The organism is Modestobacter versicolor, from assembly GCF_014195485.1.
Taxonomy (GTDB): domain Bacteria; phylum Actinomycetota; class Actinomycetes; order Mycobacteriales; family Geodermatophilaceae; genus Modestobacter; species Modestobacter versicolor.
On record NZ_JACIBU010000001.1, the window covers coordinates 653835 to 675739 of the forward strand.

Consider the following 21905-nt stretch of genomic DNA (forward strand, 5'->3'; position numbering starts at 1 on the left):
GAGTAAGGACCCCGCTGCCCCCCACCGCTCGCACGCTCGCGGCGGGACCCTGCAGCGGGGCCGAACTGCGGGCCACGACCGGACACCGGTCGTGGCCCGCAGTGCCGTCCGGGGCAGGATCGGGGCATGGACGACGCCCGGCTGCTGCTCGCCGCCGCCGACCGGCTGGAGGCGCTGGCCGCCCGCACCACCGGCGGCACCTGGACCGTGCGCGGGCTGCTGGCCAGCCGCCCCGAGGTGGTCGCCCAGCTGCCCGACGGCAGCACCGAGCACGTCGCGGAGGCCCGCGCCCGGACGGGGGAGTGGATCAGCACGCTGACCCCGGCGCTGGCCGGGCCGCTCGCCGGCTGGCTGCGGACCGCGTCGACCGCGGACCCGCACGCCCTGGCGGTGGCCCGGCTGCTGGTCGAGCGGGATCGGTAGCGTCCCGGCCATGGACCGCCTCGCCGGGCTCTACGACGCGCTCAACGCCCGGGACGTCGACGCGGCGCTCGCGCACTGCGCCCCCGACGTCGACTGGCCCGACGCGATGCAGGGCGGCCGGGTGGTCGGCTCCGACGCCGTCCGGGCGTACTGGCTGGCCCAGTGGGAGGTGGTCGACCTGGCGCTGCACCCGCGCCGGGTGCGCGAGCTCCCCGACGGCCGGGTGGAGGTGCTGGTCGAGCAGCACGTCCGCGACCGGGACGGCGACCTGCTCGCGCACGCGTTCGTGCTGCACACCCACACGTTCAGCGGCCCGCTGGTCAGCCGGGTGGACGTCGGCGACCCGCAGGCCTGAGAGAGGACCCCGTCCTCCTCACCCCTCGCACGCTCGGGGCGAGCCTCGCGACGGGGCCGGAGGAGCCGGAAGTGGGTCCTATTCGCCCGGGCGGTCGCCGTCCTGCTCGGCGAGGAACTGCTCGATCTGGGCGCCCAGCTCCTCGCCGGTGGGCATCTCCCCGCCGAAGCCGAGCAGGCCGGTGTCGTCGCGGGAGGCGGTGAAGGAGTCGAACTGCTCCTCGAGCGCGGCGACGACCGCGGTGTTCTCGCTGCTCCGGCCGATCTGCTCGTCGACCTCGGTGCGGTTGGCCTCCGCGGCCTCGCGCAGCGCCTCGGTCGGCACGTGCAGGCCGGTCAGCTTCTCCAGGTGCTCGAGCAGGGTGAGCGAGGCGGCCGGGTAGGTGGCCTGCGCCAGGTAGTGCGGGACGTGGGCGGCCACGCCCAGCGCGTCGATGCCGGCCTCGCCGAGCCGCAGCTCGAGCAGGGCGCCGACGCTGCCGGGGATGCGCATCTCGCCCCAGTAGACCGGGTAGGACTCGATCAGCTGGCGACGGGTGGCGTGCGCGGTGACGGTGACCGGGCGGGTGTGCGGCACCGGCATCGGGATGGCGTGCAGCGCGACGACCTGGGTCACGCCCATCCGCTCGACCAGCTGCAGCACCGCGGCGATGAACCGCTCCCAGGCGTAGTCCGGCTCGGCGCCGTGCAGCAGCAGGAACGGCTCGCCGCCGTCGTCCTCCAGGGCGTAGATGCCGATCTCCGGCGCGGTGACCGACTCGTAGCGGTCGCCGGAGAAGACCATCCGCGGCCGGTGCCCGCGGTAGTCGACCAGGGAGTCGACGTCGAAGCGGGCGATCAGCTCCGACGGCAGCGCGTCGAGCAGGTGGGCACCGGCGAGGGCGCCGGCGTGGGCGGCGTCGAACTCGCCGGCGAGGTCGTGGACGAGCACCAGGCCGCGGCGCTCCTCGGGGGAGCGGACCGCCGCCTCGCGGGCGAGCAGGGGCTCGGCCTCGGGGAGGAGCTCGACGAGGTCCTCCGGTCGCTGCGGCACGGTGGTCCTCCTGCTGATCGGGTGTCTGCTAGCGGTGAAGGCCCAGACGGCGCCGCGCATTCCCGAGCCGGCTGACCCGTCCCTCGCCCTCGGCCACCTGCCCGGCCGGCTCGGCGTCCTCGGAGTCAGGGTTGACCGACGGCTCGATCTCGGCCTGCCGGCGCACCAGCTGCGACCCGGAGGAGTCGCCGGTCAGCTGCGCGGTGGTGCCGTCGGCGGCGACCTCGGGCGTGAGCCCGTCGAGCATGTCCCGGCCGTAGCGGTAGAAGACGGCGATCAGCGCCGCGACCGGCACGGACAGGAAGGCGCCGATGATGCCGAACAGGCTGCTGCCGGCGGTGACCGCGAGGATGACGACCGCGGCGTGCAGGTTGAGGCCGCGGCCCTGGATGATCGGCTGCAGCACGTTGCCCTCGAGCTGCTGCACGGCGACCACGATGGCCAGCACGATCAGCGCGGTGGTGAAGCTGTTGCTGACCAGCGCGATCACCACCGCGAAGGCGCCGGCGACGAAGGCGCCGATGATCGGGATGAAGGCGCCGAAGAAGGTGAGCACCGCCAGCGGCAGCACCAGCGGCACGTCGAGGATCCACAGGCCCATGCCGATGAAGAAGGCGTCGACGAAGCCGACCAGGGCCTGCTGGCGGATGAACTCCGACAGCGTCGACCAGGTCTTCAGCGACAGCGCGGACACGTGCGGGGCGGCCCGCGGGCCGGTCTGCGCCGCCAGCCAGGGCACCCACTTGGGGCCGTCCTTGAGGAAGAAGAAGGACAGCAGCAGGGCGAGGACCAGGTTGATCAGGACGTTGCCGATGGTGGCGGCGGTGGTGACGGCGTAGCCGGCGATGTTCTGCGCGTTGGACTGCACCGAGTTGATCACCGAGTCGACGGCGTTGCCGACCTGGTCGTCGTCCAGGTTGAGCGGCGGCCCGGCCACCCAGTCCTGCACCTGCTGCAGGCCACCGCTGAACTGGTCGGCCAGGTCCTCGACCTGCCCCACCACCTGGGGGGCGATGACCGCGATGATCCCGCCGAACGCGCCGAGGAAGAGCAGCACCGTGGTGGCCGCGGCCAGGGCCGGGGGCCAGGCGTGGTTGCGCAGGAAGCGGGCGAGCGGCCACATCACCGTGCTGAACAGCAGCCCGAGGGTGACCGGCAGCAGGACGACCCACAGCCGGCCGAAGACGTACCCGAGGATGATCAGGGCCGCAGTGATCAGGATGAGCTCGCCGGAGGCGATGGCGACCCGGCGGGTCGCGGCGTGCAGCCGCTCGGTGCGCTGCGGGCCGGGCGCGGGGGCCCGGGTGGCGACCATCACGGAGTCCTGCTCGTCCGACGCGACGACGGAGGCACCCGAGTCCGCGGCGGTGGGCGGGACGGCGGGGTCGGCGGAGCGGTCGTCGGGCATGCGCTGATCCCAGCACACCCCGGGCCGCTCGACTCGTCGTACGGCGAGTGTCACGTCGGCGCGACGGTGTCGGACCCTCGTCGTAGGTTCGACCCATGCCGAGAACCGCCACCGCCGACCGGGTCGAGCGCGACGAGCTGCTGGCCTTCCTGCGCCCCCGGCACAAGGCGCTGCTGCTCACCCACCGGTCCGACGGGTCGCCGCAGCTGTCGCCGGTCACCTGCGGCGTCGACGCCGAGGGCCGGGTCGTCGTCTCCACCTACCCGCAGCGGGCCAAGGCGGTCAACGCCCGCCGCGACCCGCGGGTCTCGCTGTGCGTGCTCTCCGACGACTTCGACGGCCCCTGGGTGCAGGTCGACGGCCAGGCGGAGGTGCTGCACCTGCCCGAGGCCCTGGAGCCGCTGGTCGACTACTTCCGCGCCATCAGCGGCGAGCACCCCGACTGGGACGAGTACCGGGCCGCGATGCAGCGCCAGGGCAAGGCGTTGCTGCGGGTGACGATCGAGCGGTGGGGGCCGGTCGCCACCGGCGGCTTCCCGCCCGAACTCACTCCGTCCTGACATCCGCAAAGCCAGAGCCTTGCATTTGCTGCTGCAAGCTGGTGGACTTGCGGGGTGCCGTTCGTGCTGACCGTGGACCAGCGGGGCAGCCGCCGGGGCACCGACCGGGTGCCCGGTGCGCTCGCCGCGCTCGCCGCCGTGCCCACGGTGCTCCGCTTCGAGCGCACCGCCGGCGACGAGTTCCAGGGCGTGCTCGACGACCCGGCCGTGGTGGTCGACGTGGTGCGCCGGCTGGTGCGTGACGGCGGCTGGAGCATCGGGATCGGGGCCGGGCCGGTGCAGACGCCGCTGCCCGGCAGCACCCGGGCGGGGGCCGGTCCGGCGTTCATCGCCGCCCGCGGCGCCGTCGAGGCGGCCAAGCGCCGTCCGGTCCGGGTCGCCGTCCGGGGTGCGGTGGCCGAGCCGGCCGCCGACGCGCAGGCGGTGCTGACCGCGCTGGCCGCCCTGGTCGAGCGCCGCAGCGACCAGGCATGGGAGGCGATCGCGCTGGTCGAGGGCGGCCGCACCCAGGCGCAGGCCGCCACCGAGTTGGGCGTCACCCGGCAGGCCGTCGGTCAGCGGCTGTCCGCCGGGCTGTGGGAGGTCGAGAAGGACCTGCGCCCGACCGCGGCCCGGCTGCTGGCGAGGGCGGCGGGATGAGCGTCGCCGTCCTGGTCGTGCTGGCCGGCCTGGTCGCCGCCGGTGCCGTGCTGACCCCGCGCAGCGACACCCGGCGGAGCGGGCTGAGCGCGGTGCTGCTCGTCGTCGGCCTCGGGGTCGCCGCGGGCCTGGCGCTGCGGGCCGGCCGGGTCGGCGACTGGGTCGAGACGGGCGGCGTGCTGCTCGCGGTGGCGGCCGCGGCGCTGGGCGGGGGGCCGGTCGCCACCGCGGTGCTGCGCGCGGCCGACCCCGACCGCGGGCCGTCCCGCCGCCGCGCCTCCGACCCGGAGGTGCTGCGCGGCGGCACCTGGATCGGCGTCCTGGAGCGGACGGCGATCGCCGTCACCGTGCTGGCCGGGTTCGAGGAGGGGCTGGCCGTGCTGATCGCGGTCAAGGGGCTGGGCCGGTTCAACGAGCTGAAGGCCCCGGTCGCCTCGGAGCGCTTCATCATCGGCACCCTCGCCAGCGGCCTGTGGGCCCTCGGCTGCGTCGGCGTCGCCGTCCTGCTCCGCTCCTGAGCCCGTCCCGCGCTAGTCGGTGAAGACCTCGATCTGGGCGCCCATCTCCACCAGCCGCTCGTAGAGCTGCTCGTAGCCGCGGGCGATGATGTCGACGTTCCGCAGCACCGAGTGGCCCTTGGCCGCGAGCATCGCCAGCAGGATCACCACCGCCGGGCGCAGCGCCGGCGGGCAGACGATCTCCGCCCCCGACCAGCGGGTCGGCCCGGACACCAGCACCCGGTGCGGGTCGAGCAGCCGCACGTCGGCGCCCAACCGGGTCAGGTCGGAGAGGTGGATCGCCCGGTTGTCGTAGACCCAGTCGTGGATGACGGTCTCGCCGGTGGCCGTCGCGGCGATGACGGCGAAGAACGGCAGGTTGTCGATGTTCAGCCCCGGGAAGGGCATCGGGTGCACCTTGTCGATCGGTGCCCGCAGCTCCGAGGGGTGGATGGTGACGTCGACCAGCCGGGTGCGGCCGTTGTCGGCGGCGTACTCCTCGGACAGGTCGAAGCGCAGCCCCATCTCGGCCAGGATCGCCAGCTCGATCTCCAGGAACTCGATCGGCGCGCGGCGCACGGTGAGCTCGGAGCCGGTGACGATCCCGGCGGTCAGCAGGCTCATCGCCTCGACCGGGTCCTCCGACAGCGGGTAGTCGACGTCGGCGTCCAGCACCGGCTGCCCGGTGACCACCAGCGTCGTCGTCCCGAAGCCCTCGATCCGCACGCCGAGCTTCTCCAGGTACAGGCACAGGTCCTGGACCATGTAGTTCGGGCTGGCGTTGCGGATCGTGGTGGTGCCGTCGTGCCGGGCGGCGGCGAGCAGCGCGTTCTCGGTGACGGTGTCCCCGCGCTCGGTCAGCACGATCGTCCGGTCCCGGCCGGCCGAGCGGGTGACGGTCGCGTGGTACTCCCCGGCGCGGGCCTCGACCTCCAGCCCGAAGGGGCGCAGCGCGATCATGTGCGGCTGCACGGTGCGGGTGCCCAGGTTGCAGCCGCCGGCGTAAGGCAGCTCGAAGACGTCGGCCCGGTGCAGCAGCGGCCCCAGGAACATGATGATGCTGCGGGTGCGGCGCGCGGCGTCGGCGTCGATCGCGGTCAGGTCCAGCTCGTCGGGGACGACGATCGTCAGGTCGCGGCCGGTCTCGTCCCAGGTCGCGGAGACGCCGATGGAGACCAGGACGTCGAGGATCCGGTCGACCTCGACGATCCGGGAGACGTTGCGCAGCGTGGTGCGGCCCCGGTTGAGCAGCGAGGCGCACAGCAGCGCGACCGCGGCGTTCTTCGACGACTTCACCGTGACGCTGCCCGACAGCGGCGTGCCGCCGCTGACCCGCAGGTGCGTCGGGCCGGAGCGGCCGACGGTGATCAGCTCGCTCTCCAGCGCGGCGGAGAGCCGGCCGAGCAGCTCCAGGGTCAGGTTCTGGTTGCCCTGCTCGATCCGCGCGATCGCGCTCTGGCTGGTGCCGAGCCGGTCGGCGAGCTGGGTCTGGGTGAGGCCGTGGTGCCGCCGGGCGTCCCGCACGAGGGTGCCGATCTGGCGCAGCGACTGGCCGGTGGCTTCTTCGGTGAGCGTCATCGGCGGCCACGATATCTCACACGTGATATGCCCGTTGCAGGTCGGTGTGGGAGCCGAGGCGGGCGGCCCGCTCGGTCCGGACCAGTCCTGGACCAGCTGGAGCCGGCGGAACGGTCGCCGAGCCGGCGCCCCGCGCGTGCCCCTCAGGTGATCACCGGGCAGGATGAGGCGCCGACCCCGGCACGAGCTGCGAGGAGACCAGAGTGACCGAGACCCCGGCACCGTCCGGCACCGTCGCCCACCCCGAGCTGCTGGCCATCTACGTCAACGACCACATCGCGTCGGCGGCGGGCGGCATCGAGCTGGTGACCCGGATGATCGGTGCGCACAAGGGCAGCAGCTACGAGGCGGGGCTGCGCCAGCTGCTCGACGAGCTGCGCCAGGAGAAGACCGACCTGACCGCCACCGCTCGCTCGCTGGGCCTGCCGGTGCGCCAGTACAAGCAGGTCGCCGTCTGGATCGCGGAGAAGGCGTCCCGGCTCAAGCTCAACGGGCACGTGCTCAGCCGCTCCCCGCTCAGCTCGCTCGTCGAGTTCGAGTTCCTCGCCTCCGCCGTCCGGGGCAAGCGCAGCGGCTTCGAGACGCTGCGGATCGCCGCCGAGGTCGACCCCCGGATCGACAAGGTGCTCCTGGACAGCCTCATCGACCAGGCCAACCGCCAGTTCGAGTGGGCCACCGACGTCCGGCGCGAGGTCGCCGCGCAGGTCTTCGGCGGCGACCCGGCCGCGGTGGCCGACGCGGACACCGACGCCTGACCGCGCGGACGCCCCGGTCCGCCGGTAGACACGGGGCATGTGCCACGACCACGACAGCCGCCCGCCCGCACCGCCCCGCTCCGGGGACGTGGCCGAGCGCGGCACCCTCACGCTGACCGCCGCTGACGGCACCGAGTTCTCCGCCGCGTACGCCGCGCCGGCCACCACCCCGCGCGCCGGGGTCGTCCTCCTCCCCGACATCCGCGGTCTGCACCCGTACTACGTGGCCCTCGCCGAGCGGTTCGCCGAGGCCGGGCTGGCCGCGGTGGCGATCGACTACTTCGGGCGCACCGCGGGCCCGGCGGCCACCGGTTCCCGCGAGGAGGACTTCGACTGGCAGACGCACATCCCGCAGACCACGCCGGCCGGTGTCGACGCCGACACCACCGCGGCCGCCGAGTACCTGCGCAGCCGCACCGAGCCGACGCTGCCGGTGGTCACCGTGGGCTTCTGCTTCGGCGGCAGCCACGCCTGGCGGCAGTCCGCCGCTGATCTGGACATCGCCGGCAGCGCCGGTTTCTACGGGAAGCCCGAGATGGTCGGGGAGGCCGCGAGCCAGGCGCGCCGGCCGGTCGTCATGATCATCGCCGGCGCGGACTCCGCGACACCGGTGGCCGACCAGCTCCAGCTCGCCGCCACCATGCGGGCGGCCGGCGCCGAGGTCGACGACGTGGTCTACGAGGGCGCACCGCACTCGTTCTTCGACCGCGCGTTCGGCGAGTGGGCCGAGGCCTGCCAGGACGCCTGGCAGCACGTGCTCGCGCTCACCGACCGGGTCGCCGCGCGCTGACGGCGGTCCACCCCGACGAGCGAGGTCGGGCCCGGCGCGCCGACCTACGCTGGACGGCGTGAGCGAACCGATCGAGCAGGGCGTCATCGACCTCGCCGTCCGGGTGTTCGGCCTGGCCCGGGCCGGCGAGACCGAGGAGCTGGCGGCCTACGTCGACGCCGGGGTGCCGGCCGACCTGACGAACGAGAAGGGCGACACCCTCCTCATCCTGGCCGCCTACCACGGGCACGCCGACACGGTCTCCGCCCTGCTCGCGCGCGGGGCGGACCACTCCCGGGCCAACGACCGGGGGCAGACCGCGCTGGCGGCCGCCGTCTTCAAGCAGTCCACCGACACCGTGCAGGCGCTGCTGGCCGCCGGCGCGGACCCCGACGGCGGCCAGCCCAGCGCGCGGGCGACGGCGCAGTTCTTCGAGCTGCCGGCGATGACGGCGCTGCTCGACGCCTGAGCTCAGCGGGTCGTGGCGCGGTCCGGCAGCGTGGCGGTGAGCACCGCCAGGACGACGCAGGCGCCGAGGCCGATCAGCCCGATGCCCTCGTAGCCGGTGGTCGCCGGGCTCTCCTCGCCGGCCGCGGTCGCGGCCTCCAGCACCGTGGCGCCGGCCGCGCTGCCGATCGCGAACCCGACGTAGCGCATGACCTGGTTGAGGCTCATCGCGCTGCCGGTCTCCCCGGGCGGGACGGTGGACACGATGAGCCCCGGCAGGGCGGCGAACACCGTGCCCACGCCCAGCCCGGCGACGGCCATCGCGGCGAACAGCTGCCACAGGTCCTCCCGGACGAAGCCGACCAGCACCTCGCCGATCCCGAGGACGACCGCGCCCACGGGGATCACCAGCCGCTGCCCGACGGCGCGCCGCAGCTGCGGGGCGAACCGGCCGCCCAGGAAGCTGGCCACCGAGAACGGCAGGAGCGCCAGCCCGGCGACGACGATCGAGGCGCCGAAGCCGTAGCCGGTGGACTCCGGTTCCTGGGCCAGCCGCGGCACCGAGGACAGCAGCAGGTAGTTGGCCAGCCCGACCAGCAGGGCCGCGCCGTGGGCGGTGGCGGCGGTGCGGCTGCGGGCCAGCCGCAGGTCGACCAGCGGTGCCTCGGCGCGCAGCTGCCACACCGCCCAGGCCACGACGGTGACCAGGGAGAGGGCGGTCAGCCCCAGCACCGCCGGCGACGTCCAGCCCCACCGCTCGGCCTCGCCCAGCGCGAGCAGGCCGGCGCTCAGCGCCGTCCCGAGCAGCACCGCGCCGGCGACGTCCAGCCGGCGGGGCGGCACGTCGGCCGACGGCGGGTACACCAGCGCGGCCGCGACGATGGCGACCGCGCTGGCGGCCGCGCCGAACCAGAACGCCGCGTGCACCCCGCCCACCTCGGCGATCGCCCCGGTCACCGGGTAGCCCAGGCCCACGCCGGCGGCCACGGTCACCGAGAGCGCCGCGGCGGTCGACCGGGCCTGGTCACCGGCCAGCGCGGTGCGCGCGGTGGCGATGGCCAGCGGGGTGACGCCCAGGCCGAGCCCCTGCAGGCCACGCCCGGCGACCAGCCAGCCCAGGCCGAGGGGGAGGGCGGCCAGCACGCTGCCGAGCAGCACGATCGAGAGCACGACCAGGACGACGGCCCGCCGGTGCCGCCCGTCGCCGAGCCGGCCGATCACCGGGGTGGCGACCGCACCGACGACGAGGGTCACGGTCAGCGACCACTGCGCGCTGGTGACCGAGACGTCGTTCGCCTCGGCGATCGCCGGGATGAGCGGGGCGCCCAAACTGCTGATCACCGCGACCAGCATCGCCAGGTAGATCAGCACCGGCACCAGGGCGGGCCGGACGGCAGGGGGCGCGGTGCTGGTCGCCGGGGAGCTCACGCCGTCCGACGGTAGTTGTACGGTGCGCCTGGTCGGTGGCCCGCCTTCCGCCCAGCGGTCACCGGTCCCTGACACGGCCCTGTCCGCAGTGGGGGTGGGTCGGTCGGCGGCGCGGGCGGACGCCGTAGCGTCGGGGCCTCGCCGGGCCGACCAGGGAGTGCCATGCCGGAGTGGGTGCAGGACGCGGTGTGGTGGCACGTCTACCCGCTGGGGTTCGTCGGGGCGGAGCGTGAGCTGCCCGCGGACGGGGCCGTCACCCCCCGCCTCGGCAGGCTGACCGGCTGGCTGGACTACGCCGTCGAGCTCGGCGCCAACGGCCTCGCGCTCGGCCCGGTCTTCGCCGCCAGCACCCACGGCTACGACACCGTCGACCACCTGCGGATCGACCCGCGGCTGGGCACCGACGCCGACTTCGACGCGCTGGTCGCCGCCGCCCACGACCGCGGGCTGAAGGTGCTGCTGGACGGCGTCTTCAACCACGTCGGCCGCGAGCACCCCGCCTTCCGCGCCGTCCTCGAGCAGGGGCCCACGGCACCCACGGCCGGCTGGTTCCGGCTGCGCTGGCCGGGCGGGCCGGACGCCGAGCCCGAGTACGACACCTTCGAGGGCCACGGCCAGCTCGTCGCCCTCGACCACTCCTCGCCGGCCGTCGCCGACTGGGTCACCGAGGTGATGACGCACTGGCTGGACCGCGGCGCCGACGGCTGGCGGCTGGACGCGGCCTACGCCGTCCCGACCTCCTTCTGGGCCACCGTGCTGCCCCGGGTGCGGGAGCGGCACCCGGACGCCTACGTCGTGGGCGAGGTGATCCACGGCGACTACGCCCGGGTGGTCACCGAGTCGGGGATGGACGCGGTCACCCAGTACGAGCTGTGGAAGGCGGTCTGGAGCTCGCTCAACGACGGCAACCTGCACGAGCTGACCCACGCGCTCGGCCGGCACGACGGGTTCCTGGACACGTTCGCGCCGCTGACCTTCGTCGGCAACCACGACGTCACCCGGATCGCCAGCCGGCTGACCGAGCCCGCGCACCTGCCGCACGCGCTCGCCGTGCTGTTCACCGTCGGCGGCACGCCCTCGGTCTACGCCGGCGACGAGCAGGCCTTCACCGGCGTCAAGGAGGACCGCGCCGGTGGCGACGACGCCGTCCGGCCGCCCTTCCCGGGCACCCCCGAGGAGCTGGCGCCCTACGGCTGGCCCACCTACCGGCTGCACCAGGAGCTGATCGGCGTGCGCCGCCGGCACCGCTGGCTGCACCGCGCCCGGACGACGCCGCTGCACCGGGCCGACCGGCAGCTCAGCTACGCGGCGAGCGCCGACGGGCAGCGGCTGGTCGTCGCGCTGAACCTGGCCGGCACCCCGGTCACCGTGCCGGCGCCCGGGGCCGGGGCGCTGCTGGCCGGCGCGGGCACCGTGCAGCGGCCGGGCACCGACGGCGCGGCGGTCGAGCTGGGGGCGCACGGCTGGGCCGTGCTGGACGGGTGAGCGACCGCACAGCGCCGGGCGGGAATGCGCGGACGGCGCGTCGGCGTCGTCCCTGCACGTGACCGGACCCGCGACCCGAGCGCCGCGGCGCGCCTACGCCGTCTGGGCGGTGGGGCTCGTCGCCTACGCCGTCGCGATCTTCCACCGGGCGTCGCTGGGCGTCGCCGGGGTCGAGGCGCAGGAGCGCTTCTCGGCGGGCGCGTCGGCGATCTCGCTGTTCCTGGTGCTGCAGCTGGCGGTCTACGCCGGGATGCAGGTGCCGGTCGGGGTCGCGCTGGACCGGTTCGGTTCGCGCCGCATGATCGTCGCCGGTGCGCTGACGATGGCCGTCGGCCAGCTGGTGCTCGCCCTCGCCGGCGACGTGCCCACCGCCGTGCTCGCCCGCGTGCTGGTCGGCGCCGGGGACGCGATGACCTTCATCAGCGTGCTCCGGCTGGTGCCGCTGTGGTTCCCCGGCCGCACCGTGCCGGTGATCACCCAGCTCACCGGCCTGCTGGGGCAGATCGGCCAGATCGTCGCGGCGTACCCGCTGGTGGCGCTGCTGCACTCGGCCGGCTGGACGCCGACGTTCCTCGGCGCGGCCGCCGTCGGCGTGCTGGTCGGCGTGCTGGTGCTGGTCTCGCTGACCGACGCCCCGCCCGGGGTCGAGGTCTCCGCGCCGACCGGGCTGGCCGAGGTGCGCAGCAACCTGGTCGCCACCTGGCGCGAGCCGGGCACCCGGATCGGGCTGTTCACCCACCTGGTCACCCAGTTCTCCGGCACCGTGTTCGCGCTGCTCTGGGGCTTCCCGTTCCTCACCGTCGGGCAGGGGATGTCGGCCGGCGGCGCCGCGACGCTGCTCAGCCTGCTCGTCGTCGTCGGCATGGGCTTCGCCCCGGTGCTCGGCCAGCTGGTCGGGCGCTGGCCGCTGCGCCGGTCCGACCTGGTGTTCGGCATCCTCGCCGCCACCGTCACCGTCTGGACCGTGGTGCTGCTCTGGCCGGGCCGGGCACCGCTGTGGCTGCTCGTCGTGCTGGTCCTGGTGCTCAGCACCAACGGGCCGGGGTCGATGATCGGCTTCGACTTCGCCCGCACCGAGAACCCGGTCGAGCGCACCGGCAGCGCGACCGGCGTGGTCAACGTCGGTGGCTTCGTCGCCTCGCTGCTCACCGTGCTGGCGATCGGGGTGGTGCTCGACGCGATGACGCCGGGGAGCTCGACCGACTACTCGCTGGACGCGTTCCGGGCGGCGTTCGCCGTGCAGTACGTGTTCTGGGCGATCGGGCTGGTCGGCGTGCTCACCCACCGGCGCCAGCTGCGCGCCCGGCTGGCCCGCGACGGCGTCGTCCTGGCCCCGCTGGTGGTCGCCGCCCGCGCCCGGCTGCGCGGCACCTCGGCCTACGCGCGGACCACCGACCAGGACTGAGCCCCGGCGCGGTTCAGCCGGCGCGGCGGGCGACCACGACGGCGTAGTCGAACCGGCGGCCGTCCCGATCGACCGGCAGCACGAGGTGCTCGACGTCCGCTGCGCCGGGCAGGGCGGCCAGCCGGTCGGCGAGCTCCGGCGCCGGGTCGGCCGACCAGATCGCCAGCACGCCGCCCGGGCGCAGCGCCGCGAGCGCGGTGGACAGCCCGGGCTCGGCGTAGAGCCCGGCGTTCGTCTCGTGCACCAGGAACGCCGGGCCGTTGTCCACGTCCAGCAGCACGGCGTCCCAGCGGCCCGGCGACCCGGCCAGCGCGTCGGCGACGTCGGCGGTGCGCAGCCGGAGCCGGTCGGGCAGCACCGGCAGCCCGGGCAGCAGCCCCTCCCCGGCCCAGCCGACCAGCGCGGGTTGGAGCTCTACGACGTCGGCCTCGGTGACCCGCGGGTCGGCGAGCACGGTCGCCGCCGTCCAGCCCAGCCCGAGACCGCCGACCAGCACCCGCAGCGCGTCGCCGGTGCACCGGCGCAGCGCCTCGGTGGCCAGCGCCCGCTCGGTGGAGGTGTCGACGTCGTCCATGGCGAACACGCCGTCGACGATCAGCTCGGTCACCGCGCCCCGCCGGCGCAGCACCACCTCGCCGTGCGCCCCCGACGCCCGCCCCAGCTCCTGCAGCTCGTCGTGCTCGATCACCGCGTCACTGTGCACCAGCGGCCAGCCAGCCGGTGATCCGGTCCTCGGTCCACGCCGGGTCCTCCAGCGCGAGCAGGTGGCCGGCGCCGGCGCGCAGCTCGAACGGCCAGTCCGGCCGGGTGGCGGCCAGCGCGGCGGCGTCGTCCGGGTCGGCCAGCGGGTCGTCGGCGCCCTGCAGCCACAGCGTCGGGACGGCGACCCGGGCCAGCGTCGCCCGCCAGGCCGCGGCCCGGCCCAGCAGAGCCATGGTGTCGGTGATGCCGGCCCACTGCACCGCCTGGGCCCGGTCGGCGTCCGGGTCGCCGGACCGCTCCCGGGTCTCGGCCACGGAGGCGGCCACCACCTCGGGCGGGATGCGGTCGGCGTGCGGCGTGGCCTGGCGCAGCTGCTGGTCGACGACCTGCTCGGGGGTGAGGCCGGCCAGCTTGCGGCGCACCGCGCCGGCCACCCCGGGCACCCGCAGGACGGCGCGCTTGGCCAGCATCGCGAGGTCGAGCCGGCCCGCCGTGCCGGGTACCGGCGGGCTGAGCAGCACCAGCCGGTCGACGGTGCCCGGGTGCTCGGCGGTGTGCTGCAGCGCGAGCACCCCGCCCATCGAGTGCCCGACCAGCACGACCGGCTCGCCGACCACCTCGGTCAGGAAGCGGTGCAGCATCCGCCGGTCGGCCGCCAGGCCTGGCGCGGCGGGCAGCCCGCTGCGGCCGTGCCCGAACAGGTCGAGGGCCAGCACCCGGTGGGTGCGGGCGAGCCGCGGGCCCAGGAGGCCCCAGTTGAGCGCCGAGCCGCCGAGGCCGTGCACCGCGACGACCGGCGCGCCGGCCGGGCCGCCCAGGTCCAGGTGCCGCACCGGGCCGTCGAGGTCGGTGACGTGCGAGGTGGCGCCGGCCGGCCACTCGAGCCGGGCGGGGGACGCGCTGAGGTCGGTCACGGGGAGCTCCTGGTCGGAGGGATCGTGACCGCAGCGTGCCGTCGGGCCGGGTGGCCGCGCACCACCCACCCGGCCGGACCACCCCGGGTGGTCAGCCCAGCCCGAGCTCGGCCGCGCGGGTGACGGCGTCCGCCCGGGAGTCCACCCCGAGCTTCCGGTACAGCGCGGCCGTGTACCCCTTCACCGTGTTCACCGACAGGTGCAGCTCGGCCGCGATCTGCCGGCGGCTGAGCGGCCCGCGCAGCAGCCGGAGCACCGTCACCTCCCGCTCGGTCAGCGGCTCGGCCAGCACGGCGCGGCTGGACCGGGCGACCCCGCTGCCGGCCTCGGCGCCGAGCGCGACGAGCCGGGCGGCCAGCGCCGGCGCCGGCGGCGCGTCGCGGGCTGCCTCCCTCGCCTGGTCCAGCAGCGCCAGCGCGGCGCGCGCGTCGCCGCAGCGCAGCGCCCACCCGGCTGCGTCGACGAGCACCAGCACGGCGACCGCCGGGTGCGCCTGGACGGTGACCAGGTCAGCGGCGCGGGCGGAGCGGCGGCGGGCCGAGCGCAGGTCGCCGTCCACGCCGGACAGCCGGGCGGCGACGGCGTGCAGCAGGGCGACCGCACCGGCGGCCGCGTCGCCCAGCGCCGACTCCAGCGCGGTGACCTCCGCCGCCGTGGTGCGGACCACCCCCCGGGCCCGGTCCGGGTCGTCGGCCTCCAGGAGGCACCAACCCAGCAGGCCGGCGACCTCCAGGCGGGAGGAGGCCGGCAGCACGGCGACGGCCGGGGCCGACCACGCCCGGTCGAGCACCGGCAGGGCGGCGGCGGGGTCCCCGCCGGCGAGGAGGGCGCCGCCCAGCGCGACGTGGGCGGCGACCCAGCCGGGCAGCCCCGGGTCCGTCTCGGCGGCGACCGCGGTCTCCGCTGCCGTCCGGGCCGCGCCCGGGGCGGCGGTCGGGGGCGTGCCGTACACCGAGCGGAGCGACGCGAGGGCGCCGGCCGTGGTGGCGAAGCCGGGGTAGCCGGGGTCGGGTGCCCCGTCGCGCAGCAGCCGTTCCGCGCGGTCCAGCAGCGCCGGCACCCGGTCGAGCCGGCCGGTCACCCCGGCCGCCCAGGCCAGCGACGCCAGCAGCGGCACCGACGCGGTCGCCGCCGGCTCGAGCAGCGCGCCGAGCTGGGCGAACACGCCCACCCGGCCGGTGCCGAGGAAGACCCCGGTGGAGGCGACGAGCACGTCCGCGGCGGCCGGGTGGTCGCCGGCGGCGAGGAGGGCGCGGACGGCGTCCTCGGGCAGCCCGGCGTCGAGCGACCAGCGGGCGGCGCGGGTGAGCAGCTCCCTCGTCCGGGCCGGGTCGGTCTCGCGGAGCAGGGCGGCCCGGGTGAGCTCGTGCATCCGGTACCACTCGCCGTCGGCGGTGCCGACGAACGTGCCGGTCCGCTCCAGGTCGGCCAGCTCGCCCGCCGACCCGCGCCGGTCCAGCACGGCGTCCAGCAGCGCACCGCTGGCCCGGTCCAGCACCGCGACGGCGGTGAGCAGCTCGCGCCGCGCGGCGGGCTGACCGGCGAGCACCTCGGCCGCCAGGTACTCCAGCGCGTGCTCCCGCCCCGGCGGGCCGGGGCGCGGCGCGTGCCCGGCGGCGGCGCCCCGCAGGGCGAGCGCGCCGAGTGCCAGGCCGGCGGCCCACCCCTCGGAGCGGGAGACCACGCCGGCGGCGGCGTCCCCGTCGCCCTGGGGCGTCCCGGCCAGCAGCTCGCGTGCCTCGGCGTCGGTGAAGCGCAGGTCCTCGCGGCCGACCTCGACCAGGCGGCCGCGGGCGCGCAGCCGCGCCAGCCCGGGGACGGGGACCCCGCGGCCGGCGAGGACCACGCGCAGCGCCGGTGGCTGGTTCTCCAGCAGGAGCTCCAGGCCGGCCGCCACCCGCCCGTCCGTCACCTCGTGCAGGTCGTCGAGCACCAGCAGGGCCGGAGCGGTGCGCTCGGCCAGGCCGTTGAGCAGCAGGGGCAGGGCGACGTCCACGGGGTCGACCGACGGCACCCCGAGCGCGGCGAGCGCCGGCCCGGTCGCCTCGGGCGCCGGTCCGGACAGCGCGGTCGCGACCAGCGTCCAGAACCGGACCGGGTCGCCGTCCAGCGGGCCCACGGTCACCCAGGCGACCGGCGACCTCGCCCGGCGCACCCACTCGGCGAGCAGCGTCGTCTTGCCCCAGCCGGCGCCGCCGGTGACCACCGCGACCGGCACCTGCGCCAGGGCGTCCAGCCGGGTGGTGAGCCGGGGGCGGGGCACCAGCGTGCGCGGGGTGCGCGGCACCCGGAGCTGGGCGGTCAGCACGGGGCGGGCACCCTCCACCCGAGGAGTGTCGGTCACGCCGCGCGCGGGCGGAAGCGCATCACCTGTCCCGGTCGCAGCTGCGCGCAGCGGTCGACGTCGGCGTCGGTCACGTACCCGATCACCGGGTAGCCGCCGGTCACCGGGTGGTCGGCGAGGAACAGCACCGGGGTGCCCGACGGTGGCACCTGCAGCGCGCCGCGCACCATGCCCTCGCTCGGCAGCTCGCCCTCGCGCAGCCGCTCCAGCGGGACGCCGTCCAGCCGCAGCCCGACCCGGTTGCTCTCACTGGTGACCGACCACGGCTGCCCGGTGAGCCCGGCCCACCCCGGCTCGCCGAACCAGTCGGCCCGCGGCCCGGGCAGCACGGCCACGGTCACCTCGCCGGCCGGCGGGTCGGCGACGGGTGCGAGGTCCACCCCGGGCAGCGGTGCGGACGGCTCGCCGACGGGGAGCACGTCGCCGGCGGCGACGACCGCGGGGCCGAGCCCGGCGAGCACGTCGGTGGCCCGCGACCCCAGCACCGGCGGGACGTCGATGCCGCCGCGGACGGCGAGGTAGCTGCGCAGCCCGCTGGCCGGTGCGCCGAGCCGCAGCTCCTGGCCGCGCCGCAGCACGGTGGGGGCGGCGTGCGGCGCGCCCGGGCAGCGGGCGCCGGTGGTGACCACCAGCAGGTCGGCCTCGGCGCGCACCGCCAGCCCGCCGAACGTGACCTCCAGCAGCGCGGCACCCGCCGGGTTGCCGACGAGCCGGTTGGCCAGCGCCGCCGACGCCCGGTCGCACGCGCCGGAGCGGCCGATGCCGAGCGCGGCCTGCCCGGGCCGGCCCTCGTCCTGCACCGTGGTCAGCGGGCCGGGGCCCAGCACGGTCAGCGCGCGGGGGGTCACGACGCCACCACGAAGCGCACCCGGGTGCCCGGCCGGAGCAGCGCGGCCGGGTCGCGGTCGAGGTCGAAGACGGCGACGTCCGTGCGCCCGATGAGCTGCCAGCCGCCGGGGGACTCCCGCGGGTAGACGCCGCTGAACTCACCGGCCAGCGCCACCGAGCCCGGCGGCACCTTGGTGCGCGGGGTGGAGCGGCGCGGGACGTCCCACTCCGCGCCGCGCTGGGTGAGGTAGCCGAAGCCGGGGGAGAAGCCGCAGAAGGCGACCGTCCACTCGCTGCCGGTGTGCCGGGCCACCAGCTCGTCGGGGCTCAGCGACAGCAGCGCGGCGGCCTCGGTGAGGTCGGCGCCGTCGTAGCGGACCGGCAGCTCCACGGTGTCGCCGCCCTGCTGCGCGCCGGGCACCGGGGTGGTCCGGCGGACGGCGTCGGCCACCGCGGCGAGCGTGGTGCGGGCCGGGTCGGTCACCAGCAGCACCGTGCGGGCCGCGGGGACGACGTCGAGCACGCCGTCGGGCGGGGCGGCGGCCAGCGCGGCGTACAGCGCCAGCACGTCGTCCAGCCCGTCGAGCTCGACCAGCAGGGCGGCGCTCCCGCTGGGGAGCAGCCGCATCAGGCGGCGAAGGGGGCCAGCGCGACCCCCGCGGACGTCAGCGCCTCGCGCACCTGCCGGGCGATCTCCACCGCGCCGGGGGTGTCGCCGTGCACGCAGATCGACCCGGGCCGCAGGGTCAGGTCGCCGCCCTCGACGTCCCGGATCGGCTCGCCGGCGGCCATCGCCACGCACCGCGCGGCGATCTCGGCCGGGTCGTGCAGCACCGCGCCGGGCAGCCGCCGGGAGACCAGCGTGCCCTCGGGGGTGTAGGCGCGGTCGGCGAAGGCCTCGTGCACGACGGTGAGCCCGGCCTCGCCGGCCAGCCGGAGCCACGCCGAGCCCGGCAGCCCGAGCACCGGCAGCGTGCGGTCGTAGGCGACCACCGCGGCGACCACGGCGGCCGCCTGCTCCTCGTGGTGCACGATCGCGTTGTAGAGCGCGCCGTGCGGCTTCACGTAGCGCACCCGGTCGCCGGCGATCCGGGCGAAGGCCTCCAGCGCGCCGATCTGGTAGACGACGTCGGCGGTCAGCGACTCGGGCTCCACGTCGATGAACCGCCGACCGAAGCCGGGCAGGTCCCGGTAGCCCACCTGGGCGCCGATCGCGACACCGGACTGCACGGCCTGCGCGCACACCCGCCGCATGATCGTGGCGTCGGAGGCGTGGAAGCCGCAGGCGACGTTCGCGCTGGTGACCACGCCGAGCAGGGCGTCGTCGTCGCCGAGGGTCCACTGGCCGAAGCCCTCGCCGAGGTCGGAGTTCAGGTCCACGCGCACCTGGGTCATGCCGACAGCCTCCCTCACGAGAAGAGCTCGATCACCGGGCGGACCGAGTTGACCGCCAGGTAGAGGGTCAGCAGCCAGGCGACCCAGCCGACGGCGAGCAGCCAGCGCGGGTAGCGGTACCCGCCCAGCAGGTCGGTGCGGCGGGTGGCGACCCACAGCAGTACGGCGATGCCGATCGGCAGCAGCAGGCCGTTGAAGGCGCCGGCGAAGACCAGCAGGGTGGTCGGGGCGGTGCCGATCACCAGGTAGGCGAGCGCGGTGACCGCGATGAACCCGACGACCAGCAGCGTGCGGGTGCGGTCGGAGGTCCTCGTCCGGGAGGTCACGAAGGAGACCGACGTGTAGGAGGCGCCGATGACGCTGGTGATCGCCGCCGCCCAGAGCACGATGCCGAACACCCGCAGGCCGACCTCGCCGGCGGCCTGCTCGAACGCCGAGGCCGCCTGGTTGTCCGGGTCCAGCGCAGCGCCGCCGGAGACGACGCCGAGGATGGCGAGGAACAGCACGACCCGCATCACCGCGGTGATCAGGATCCCGGTGATCGAGCCGCGGGTGATGTCCCGGACGTGCGCGGGGCCGGTGACGCCGGAGTCGAGCAGCCGGTGGGCGCCGGCGTAGACGATGTAGCCGCCGATCGTGCCGCCGACCAGCGTGGTGATCGCCAGGATCTCCACCTGCTCGGGCAGCACCACGTTCTTCAGCGCGTCGCCGACCGGAGGTCCGGAGGTGATCGCGATGTAGGTGGTCAGCGCGATCATCGCCAGCCCCAGGACGACGACGATCCGGTCGACCGCCACCCCGGCCTTCTTGCTGAGGAAGATGCCGATCGCGATCAGCGCCGAGAGCGCGCCGCCGAGCTTCGGGTCCAGGCCCAGCATCGCGTCCAGCCCCAGCCCGGAGCCGGCGACGTTGCCGATGTTGAACACCAGCCCGCCGACGACCAGGAAGCCGGCCATCACCCAGCCCAGCCCGGGGGCGACCAGGTTGCCCAGCTCCTGGGCGCGCCGGCCGCTGACCCCGATCACCCGCCAGACGTTCAGCTGCAGGGCGATGTCGACCAGGATCGAGATGACGATCGCGAAGGCGAAGGCCGCGCCCAGCTGCACGGTGAAGGTCGTGGTCTGGGTGATGAAGCCCGGGCCGATGGCCGAGGTGGCCATCAGGAACATGGCGCCGAGCAGGGTGGAGCGGGTGCTGCTGGCGAGCCGGCCGCCGGTGGGCGTGGGCTGCGCGGGGCTGGACGGCGGGCTGTCCGGAGTGGATGCCATGGCTGCTCCCGGTTCGGTCAGGCGGCTGTACCCGCATCGGTGCGGATCAGTGCAGGCGCCTCAGACCGCTGAACCTAGAGAGTTGTTCAACAATCCTTCAAGGGGATGCGACCACAATTAACTGTTCCGACACATGCTGCGGCGGGGCAGGATGGCGCCATGACCTCCGCCCCGGACGCACCCTGGCTGCGCACGGTCGCCGACGAGGTGCGCTCCTTCGACCGCTCCAGCACCGCCGAGCGGGTCGCCGAGCTGCTCCGCCACCGGGTCATCGAGGGTGACCTGCCGCCGGGCACCCGGCTGTCGGAGGAGCAGCTGGTCGAGGTGCTTCGGGTCTCCCGCAACACCCTGCGCGAGGCGTTCCGGCTGCTGACCCACGAGGGCCTGCTGGTGCACCACCTGCACCGCGGCGTCTTCGTGCCCGAGCTGGACGAGGACGACCTGGTCGACCTCTACCGGCTGCGGCGGACCATCGAGTGTGACGTGGTCCGCCGGTTGCAGCGACTGGAACCAGCGCGCCTCCGACCGCTGCACGACGACGTCGCCGCAGGTGAGGACGCCGCCCGGCGCGGCGACTGGCCGGCGGTGGGCACCGCGAACATGCGCTTCCACCAGCACCTGGTGGCGCTCGCCGGCAGCCGGCGGCTCGACGAGACCGCGGCCCGGCTGCTCGCCGAGCTGCGGCTGGCCTTCTCCGCCGTCGCCGAGCCCCGGCGGCTGTACGAGCCCTACGTGAGCCGCAACCGGGGGCTCCTCGACCTGCTCGTCGCCGGAGAGTGCGAGCGGGCGGCCAAGGAGCTCGAGGACTACCTGCACGACTCGGAGGCCGAGCTGCTGGCCGCCCACCGCGAACGCCCCAGGAGCTGACCGTGACCACGATCGTCCCCGCCGCCGCCGCCGCCGACCCCGCCACCGCCCGGGGCCGGTTCCGCGCCGGGGTGGCGGTGCCGTCGTCGGGCTGGGCCCCCGGGCACACCCAGGCCAACCTCGTGGTCCTGCCGCGGGACTGGGCCTGGGACATGCTGCTGTTCGGGCAACGGAACCCGCAGCCGGTGCCGCTGCTGGACGTCACCGACCCCGGCGCCGTGGGCACCGTGCTCGCGGCCGGTGCCGACCTGCGCACCGACCTGCCGCGGTACCGGGTCTGGCGCGACGGCGAGCTCGTCGACGAGCCGACCGACGTCGCCGCCCTCTGGACCGACGACCTGGTCGCCTTCCTGATCGGCTGCAGCTTCAGCTTCGAGACCGCGCTGCTGGACGCCGGGGTGCCGGTGCGCAACATCGAGCAGGGCCGGAACGTGTCGATGTACCGCACCGACCGCGCCTGCCGCCCGGCCGGCCGGCTGTCCGGGCCGCTGGTGGTGTCGATGCGGCCGGTGCCGGCCGCGCTGGTGGCCACCGCCGTCCAGGTGACCGCCCGGATGCCGCAGGTGCACGGGGCGCCGGTGCACGTCGGCTCACCGGCGGACCTGGGCATCGCCGACCTGGACCGGCCCGACTTCGGCGACCCCGTGGAGCTCGCCCCCGGGGACGTGCCGGTGTTCTGGGCCTGCGGGGTCACGCCGCAGGCGGCGCTGATGGCCTCCCGGCCGCCGTTCGCGATCACCCACGCGCCGGGGCACATGTTCGTCACCGACGTGCCCGACGCCGCCTACCGGCAGCTCTGAGCCCCG

23 protein-coding genes are annotated in these 21905 nt (G+C 75.8%); 12 read left to right on the top strand and 11 right to left on the bottom strand.

Annotated elements, in window-relative coordinates; genetic code table 11:
• The first annotated feature begins 126 nt into the window (after positions 1–126).
• Complete coding sequence (locus tag FHX36_RS03115; RefSeq protein WP_110550791.1) at positions 127–423, top strand: hypothetical protein; 297 nt, start codon at positions 127–129, stop codon at positions 421–423.
• A gap of 10 nt (positions 424–433) precedes the next feature.
• Positions 434–778, top strand: coding sequence for a nuclear transport factor 2 family protein (locus tag FHX36_RS03120; RefSeq protein ID WP_110550792.1), 345 nt, complete (start codon positions 434–436; stop codon positions 776–778).
• 78 nt (positions 779–856) lie between these two features.
• Here the strand turns inward: FHX36_RS03120 and FHX36_RS03125 are convergent, their stop codons facing one another.
• Both FHX36_RS03125 and FHX36_RS03130 read right to left on the bottom strand, forming a co-directional pair.
• Positions 857–1810, bottom strand: a complete 954-nt coding sequence (locus FHX36_RS03125; RefSeq protein WP_110550793.1) for a proteasome assembly chaperone family protein — start codon at positions 1808–1810, stop codon at positions 857–859.
• 28 nt (positions 1811–1838) lie between these two features.
• Entirely contained in the window at positions 1839–3218 is a 1380-nt protein-coding gene (locus tag FHX36_RS03130) for an AI-2E family transporter (RefSeq protein WP_110550794.1), read from the bottom strand.
• A gap of 95 nt (positions 3219–3313) precedes the next feature.
• Between FHX36_RS03130 and FHX36_RS03135 the strand changes: the two genes are divergently transcribed.
• From FHX36_RS03135 to FHX36_RS03145, 3 genes are read left to right on the top strand one after another with little or no spacing between them, the layout of a single operon-like run.
• Positions 3314–3778 carry a PPOX class F420-dependent oxidoreductase gene (locus FHX36_RS03135; RefSeq protein WP_110550795.1) on the top strand — a complete coding sequence of 155 codons (465 nt, stop codon included), beginning with the start codon at positions 3314–3316 and terminating at the stop codon, positions 3776–3778.
• Between the two features lie 54 nt (positions 3779–3832).
• The gene (locus tag FHX36_RS03140; RefSeq protein WP_110550796.1) at positions 3833–4417 is read left to right on the top strand and encodes a hypothetical protein; all 585 of its coding nucleotides are present in this window, start codon (positions 3833–3835) and stop codon (positions 4415–4417) included.
• Positions 4414–4935: a hypothetical protein gene (locus FHX36_RS03145; protein ID WP_110550797.1), complete on the top strand. Its 522-nt coding sequence runs from the start codon at positions 4414–4416 to the stop codon at positions 4933–4935. Before FHX36_RS03140 ends, FHX36_RS03145 begins: the two co-directional genes overlap by 4 nt.
• Before the next feature lie 12 nt (positions 4936–4947).
• Here FHX36_RS03145 and FHX36_RS03150 read toward each other — a convergent pair whose 3' ends face one another.
• Positions 4948–6492 (bottom strand): helix-turn-helix domain-containing protein, encoded by a 1545-nt coding sequence (locus tag FHX36_RS03150; RefSeq protein ID WP_110550798.1) that lies wholly within the window; start codon positions 6490–6492, stop codon positions 4948–4950.
• A 203-nt stretch (positions 6493–6695) separates the two neighbouring features.
• On the opposite strand from FHX36_RS03150, the gene FHX36_RS03155 reads away from it, so the two are divergent.
• From FHX36_RS03155 to FHX36_RS03165, 3 genes are read left to right on the top strand one after another with little or no spacing between them, the layout of a single operon-like run.
• Positions 6696–7247 carry a hypothetical protein gene (locus tag FHX36_RS03155; RefSeq protein WP_110550799.1) on the top strand — a complete coding sequence of 184 codons (552 nt, stop codon included), beginning with the start codon at positions 6696–6698 and terminating at the stop codon, positions 7245–7247.
• 37 nt (positions 7248–7284) lie between these two features.
• Positions 7285–8037 (top strand): dienelactone hydrolase family protein, encoded by a 753-nt coding sequence (locus FHX36_RS03160; RefSeq protein WP_110550800.1) that lies wholly within the window; start codon positions 7285–7287, stop codon positions 8035–8037.
• Between the two features lie 58 nt (positions 8038–8095).
• Complete coding sequence (locus FHX36_RS03165) at positions 8096–8485, top strand: ankyrin repeat domain-containing protein (RefSeq protein ID WP_110550801.1); 390 nt, start codon at positions 8096–8098, stop codon at positions 8483–8485.
• 2 nt (positions 8486–8487) lie between these two features.
• Here FHX36_RS03165 and FHX36_RS03170 read toward each other — a convergent pair whose 3' ends face one another.
• Positions 8488–9891: an MFS transporter gene (locus FHX36_RS03170; protein ID WP_343056561.1), complete on the bottom strand. Its 1404-nt coding sequence runs from the start codon at positions 9889–9891 to the stop codon at positions 8488–8490.
• 162 nt (positions 9892–10053) lie between these two features.
• On the opposite strand from FHX36_RS03170, the gene FHX36_RS03175 reads away from it, so the two are divergent.
• Together FHX36_RS03175 and FHX36_RS03180 are read left to right on the top strand one after the other, a co-directional pair.
• Positions 10054–11376: an alpha-amylase family protein gene (locus FHX36_RS03175; RefSeq protein ID WP_183513478.1), complete on the top strand. Its 1323-nt coding sequence runs from the start codon at positions 10054–10056 to the stop codon at positions 11374–11376.
• Between the two features lie 58 nt (positions 11377–11434).
• The gene (locus FHX36_RS03180) at positions 11435–12781 is read left to right on the top strand and encodes an MFS transporter (protein ID WP_110554358.1); all 1347 of its coding nucleotides are present in this window, start codon (positions 11435–11437) and stop codon (positions 12779–12781) included.
• A 13-nt stretch (positions 12782–12794) separates the two neighbouring features.
• On the opposite strand, the gene FHX36_RS03185 is transcribed toward FHX36_RS03180, so the two are convergent.
• From FHX36_RS03185 to FHX36_RS03215, 7 genes are all read right to left on the bottom strand, one after another.
• Positions 12795–13469: a polyamine aminopropyltransferase gene (locus FHX36_RS03185; protein WP_220036125.1), complete on the bottom strand. Its 675-nt coding sequence runs from the start codon at positions 13467–13469 to the stop codon at positions 12795–12797.
• A gap of 4 nt (positions 13470–13473) precedes the next feature.
• Positions 13474–14397 (bottom strand): alpha/beta fold hydrolase, encoded by a 924-nt coding sequence (locus tag FHX36_RS03190; RefSeq protein WP_183513480.1) that lies wholly within the window; start codon positions 14395–14397, stop codon positions 13474–13476.
• A gap of 91 nt (positions 14398–14488) precedes the next feature.
• Positions 14489–16705: a winged helix-turn-helix domain-containing protein gene (locus FHX36_RS23320; RefSeq protein WP_183513481.1), complete on the bottom strand. Its 2217-nt coding sequence runs from the start codon at positions 16703–16705 to the stop codon at positions 14489–14491.
• 32 nt (positions 16706–16737) lie between these two features.
• Complete coding sequence (locus FHX36_RS03200; protein ID WP_183513482.1) at positions 16738–17589, bottom strand: 5-oxoprolinase/urea amidolyase family protein; 852 nt, start codon at positions 17587–17589, stop codon at positions 16738–16740.
• Positions 17586–18197 carry a 5-oxoprolinase subunit B family protein gene (locus tag FHX36_RS03205; RefSeq protein WP_183513483.1) on the bottom strand — a complete coding sequence of 204 codons (612 nt, stop codon included), beginning with the start codon at positions 18195–18197 and terminating at the stop codon, positions 17586–17588. The genes FHX36_RS03200 and FHX36_RS03205 overlap by 4 nt, the downstream gene beginning before the upstream one ends.
• Positions 18197–18964, bottom strand: coding sequence for a LamB/YcsF family protein (locus FHX36_RS03210; protein ID WP_181428886.1), 768 nt, complete (start codon positions 18962–18964; stop codon positions 18197–18199). Before FHX36_RS03210 ends, FHX36_RS03205 begins: the two co-directional genes overlap by 1 nt.
• 14 nt (positions 18965–18978) lie before the next feature.
• Entirely contained in the window at positions 18979–20232 is a 1254-nt protein-coding gene (locus tag FHX36_RS03215) for an NRAMP family divalent metal transporter (RefSeq protein ID WP_110553585.1), read from the bottom strand.
• Positions 20233–20391: 159 nt separating this feature from the next.
• Here FHX36_RS03215 and FHX36_RS03220 point away from each other — a divergent pair, with 159 nt between their 5' ends.
• Together FHX36_RS03220 and FHX36_RS03225 are read left to right on the top strand one after the other, a co-directional pair.
• The gene (locus tag FHX36_RS03220) at positions 20392–21099 is read left to right on the top strand and encodes a GntR family transcriptional regulator (RefSeq protein WP_110553583.1); all 708 of its coding nucleotides are present in this window, start codon (positions 20392–20394) and stop codon (positions 21097–21099) included.
• A 2-nt stretch (positions 21100–21101) separates the two neighbouring features.
• Positions 21102–21899 (top strand): putative hydro-lyase, encoded by a 798-nt coding sequence (locus FHX36_RS03225; protein WP_110553581.1) that lies wholly within the window; start codon positions 21102–21104, stop codon positions 21897–21899.
• The last annotated feature ends 6 nt before the right edge of the window (positions 21900–21905 follow it).

Excerpts from the sequence above, each read along its gene's own strand:
- FHX36_RS03115 (WP_110550791.1), top strand. The coding sequence starts at position 127 with ATGGACGACGCCCGGCTGCTGCTCGCCGCCGCCGACCGGCTGGAGGCG.
- FHX36_RS03120 (WP_110550792.1), top strand. The coding sequence starts at position 434 with ATGGACCGCCTCGCCGGGCTCTACGACGCGCTCAACGCCCGGGACGTC.
- FHX36_RS03130 (WP_110550794.1), bottom strand. The coding sequence starts at position 3,218 with ATGCCCGACGACCGCTCCGCCGACCCCGCCGTCCCGCCCACCGCCGCG.
- FHX36_RS03135 (WP_110550795.1), top strand. The coding sequence starts at position 3,314 with ATGCCGAGAACCGCCACCGCCGACCGGGTCGAGCGCGACGAGCTGCTG.
- FHX36_RS03145 (WP_110550797.1), top strand. The coding sequence starts at position 4,414 with ATGAGCGTCGCCGTCCTGGTCGTGCTGGCCGGCCTGGTCGCCGCCGGT.
- FHX36_RS03150 (WP_110550798.1), bottom strand. The coding sequence starts at position 6,492 with ATGACGCTCACCGAAGAAGCCACCGGCCAGTCGCTGCGCCAGATCGGC.
- FHX36_RS03160 (WP_110550800.1), top strand. The coding sequence starts at position 7,285 with ATGTGCCACGACCACGACAGCCGCCCGCCCGCACCGCCCCGCTCCGGG.
- FHX36_RS03175 (WP_183513478.1), top strand. The coding sequence starts at position 10,054 with ATGCCGGAGTGGGTGCAGGACGCGGTGTGGTGGCACGTCTACCCGCTG.
- FHX36_RS03205 (WP_183513483.1), bottom strand. The coding sequence starts at position 18,197 with ATGCGGCTGCTCCCCAGCGGGAGCGCCGCCCTGCTGGTCGAGCTCGAC.
- FHX36_RS03210 (WP_181428886.1), bottom strand. The coding sequence starts at position 18,964 with ATGACCCAGGTGCGCGTGGACCTGAACTCCGACCTCGGCGAGGGCTTC.
- FHX36_RS03215 (WP_110553585.1), bottom strand. The coding sequence starts at position 20,232 with ATGGCATCCACTCCGGACAGCCCGCCGTCCAGCCCCGCGCAGCCCACG.
- FHX36_RS03220 (WP_110553583.1), top strand. The coding sequence starts at position 20,392 with ATGACCTCCGCCCCGGACGCACCCTGGCTGCGCACGGTCGCCGACGAG.